The sequence below is a fragment of the Kitasatospora sp. NPDC001539 genome (assembly GCF_040298565.1).
Classification (GTDB): Bacteria; Actinomycetota; Actinomycetes; order Streptomycetales; family Streptomycetaceae; genus Kitasatospora.
Genome location: NZ_JBEPAK010000440.1, coordinates 1 through 2,496, shown reverse-complemented (window position 1 = coordinate 2,496; position 2,496 = coordinate 1). Strand labels below are relative to the sequence as shown.

The 2,496-nt window shown below is 71.3% G+C and carries 3 protein-coding genes and 2 pseudogenes; 1 reads left to right on the top strand and 4 read right to left on the bottom strand.

Annotation, left to right across the window (positions count from 1 at the left end; translation table 11 throughout):
* Positions 1-90 precede the first annotated feature (90 nt).
* Positions 91-368 (bottom strand): annotated as a pseudogene (locus ABT247_RS33025) (IS5/IS1182 family transposase); the annotation flags it as partial.
* Positions 369-471: 103 nt separating this feature from the next.
* Positions 472-1,173 (bottom strand): Lsr2 family DNA-binding protein, encoded by a 702-nt coding sequence (locus ABT247_RS33020; RefSeq protein ID WP_350750220.1) that lies wholly within the window; start codon positions 1,171-1,173, stop codon positions 472-474.
* Between the two features lie 137 nt (positions 1,174-1,310).
* Here ABT247_RS33020 and ABT247_RS33015 point away from each other — a divergent pair.
* A pseudogene (locus tag ABT247_RS33015) lies at positions 1,311-1,424 on the top strand (IS5/IS1182 family transposase); the annotation flags it as partial.
* Positions 1,425-1,455: 31 nt separating this feature from the next.
* On the opposite strand, the gene ABT247_RS33010 reads toward ABT247_RS33015, so the two are convergent.
* Together ABT247_RS33010 and ABT247_RS33005 are read right to left on the bottom strand one after the other, a co-directional pair.
* Positions 1,456-2,013 (bottom strand): NUDIX domain-containing protein, encoded by a 558-nt coding sequence (locus ABT247_RS33010; protein ID WP_350750219.1) that lies wholly within the window; start codon positions 2,011-2,013, stop codon positions 1,456-1,458.
* A gap of 22 nt (positions 2,014-2,035) precedes the next feature.
* The coding region (locus ABT247_RS33005; protein ID WP_502892547.1) for an NUDIX hydrolase at positions 2,036-2,496 on the bottom strand (461 nt) is incomplete at its 5' end.

Below are 2,496 nucleotides of genomic sequence, written 5' to 3'. Positions count from 1 at the left end.
ACCGCGCTCATGGCCCCGGCCGCAGCCGTTCGCCGGAAGTCGGTACGCACGGCAACTCATGAGGCGACGCACCAACTCCGAACCAGCTCACTAGGGCGCGTCTGACAAAGGGCCATCTTGTTGGTTCGCGGAGCCGGAGGATCCGGGAGGCCAGGACGACTCCGGCGCGGTAGCGGTCGGCGTGCTTGTTGAATCTGGTCGCGATCGCCCGGAAACCGACCGGCACCCCGGCGCGAACTGCTTCAGCCGGGCGAAGCATCGGGCGACCACGTTCGTGCCGCGTAGATCTCCTTGTCCAATGCCGGCTGTCGACCGCCGAGGCGCCCTCGGCATCGGCGGTTGCCTGCCTGGTCACGGCGTTCGGGGATCCTGGCCGCGACGATCCAGGCTTGCCGGAGGGCCGCGGCCACCATCGGGTCGGACACCACCGTCGCCGTCACGGGCCGTCCCCGGCCGTTGACGGTGGCCGGATCAGGTGGTCATGTCCTTGTGAGCGGCGCGGATGTCCGAGGGGATCCGTCCGCGGTCCTCCATGGTCATGCCGTGGGCGTGGGCCCATCGGCGTATCGCCTCGTCCTCCGGGCGGGGTTCGCCGCGCTTGAGGGGCCGGACGGGAGCACCGGGGCCGCTCCAGTCCCCGGTGGTGACTCCTTCCAGCAGGTCCGCCGTCCGGTGGAAGAGCGCGGACAGCGAGGCGTGCACCCCTTCCTCCGGCATATCCGCCTCTGCCCATGTTCCGATCGTCCCGTTGGCCGTGTCCAGGAACGTCCCGTAGAGGCCGTCGCGGTCGGCGGCGATCGGCAGCCACTCCTGGCGCCAGAGCGGGTAGTCGGGGTCTTCGGACGGTTCCATCCGCTCCAGGGCGAGCTGCCTGAGGTAGACCCGCTGGATGTCCTCCAGACCGAGCAGGAGGGTTCCACCGGGAACGGGCACCTCGCACCCCCGCCGCACCAACGTACCCGGGAACTCGGGGCGCTCGCTGGCATCCACGTCGTTCACCAGGAGCCACTGCCGTACCGGCGCCGGCAGCTCCAGTCCGATGTGCAGTTCGGCCCGGCCGATGGCCTCCTGGTTCCCCGGACCGCCGAGGGTGGCGAAGGTCTCGGGGTCGTTCCGCTCGAGCCATGTGGTGACCCGGGCCCACGCCTCCCGAACGTCTTGTGCCTGGCTCATCGGAGTGCCCTTCGTGTGCGGTGGCGGTTGAACACGTATGGGGCACCGTAGGCGTGACCACTGACAAGAACGCTCGGCCCGGAGATCTCAGGCCCCTCGATATTGATCCTGTAGCAGCTCGGGTGAGTGGCATCGTTGCCACGATCCCCGAGCGTCGCAACCAGGAGGCCAACCGACGACGCGGGGCCCTTGGCGGTCGGCCGCCCGCCTTCGACGAGGTTGTCTACCGCGACCGCAACGTGGCTCGGCGAGCCTGCCACGCGATCATTTGTCAGCCAGGCTCTAGCGGTTGGCCCGGGCGTTGAACTCGCCGTCGAACCAGCGGCGGAGGATGCCGTTGTGGAAGTCCCAGACGAGCGGGGTGTCGGCGGTGGCGAGCAGCCAGCCGTCCGTCTCGTCGGTGGGGCGCGAGGGCGGGAGTTCGCTGAGCGGGCGGGCCGGGAGCAGTCCGCAGAGCATGACGAAACGGCCGTTGGGGTCGGAGGCCATGTGGATCAGGGTGACGTCGGCCGGGTCGGCCGCGATGCCGGTCTCCTCCTGGAGTTCCCGGACGCAGGCCTGCTGCCAGCTCTCGCCGTAGTCCATGTACCCGCCGGGGAAGGCGAGTTGGCCGTAGCCGGGTTCGATGGTGCGGCGGATGACGACCAGGGCCGGGTCGGCGTCGGGGCGGGTGACGGGAAGGACGGTGACCGCGACGGGCAGCGGGTTGCGGTAGCTGATCTCGGCGCAGCCCGGGCAGGTGCGGGGCCAAGCCTCCGTCTCCGGAGGGTAGGCGGTGCCGCAGAAGTGGCAGTGGGAGAACGGCCGGTGGACGGTCCGCGTCGCTTCGTCTGTGGTCATGGCCGGATCGTAGCCCCGTTCCTCATCGGTGTTCCCCGGGGTGGGAGTGGTCGGCGGTGCTCGCCGCCGCGGGGGCGGCGACCGGGGTGTCGGCGCCGGGCGCCTCCTCGCGGGCGGGGCGGAGCAGGGCGGGGTGGAGCAGCCGGGCGTCGCCGGCGTGGTAGGTGCGGGCCCGGGGGCCGCCGCGGGCGCCGCCGCGTTCGGTGGTGGTACCGGTGCTCTCGACGAAGCCGGGGACGGAGAGCACCTTGCGGTGGAAGTTGCCCGGGTGGAGCTTCTCGCCCCAGACGGCCTCGTAGACGGCGCGCAGCTCGGGGATGGTGAAGTCGTACGGGAGGAAGGCGGTGGCGAGCGGGCTGTACTCGAGTTTGGCGCGCACCCGGTCGAGGCCGTCGGCGAGGATGCGGGCGTGGTCGAACGCGAGGGCGATCGGGTGGGGGCCGGTGGGCCCGTCGACACCACCCCCCGGGGTGTGGAGGGGCC

Excerpts from the sequence above, each read along its gene's own strand:
- ABT247_RS33020 (WP_350750220.1), bottom strand. The coding sequence starts at position 1,173 with ATGAGCCAGGCACAAGACGTTCGGGAGGCGTGGGCCCGGGTCACCACA.
- ABT247_RS33010 (WP_350750219.1), bottom strand. The coding sequence starts at position 2,013 with ATGACCACAGACGAAGCGACGCGGACCGTCCACCGGCCGTTCTCCCAC.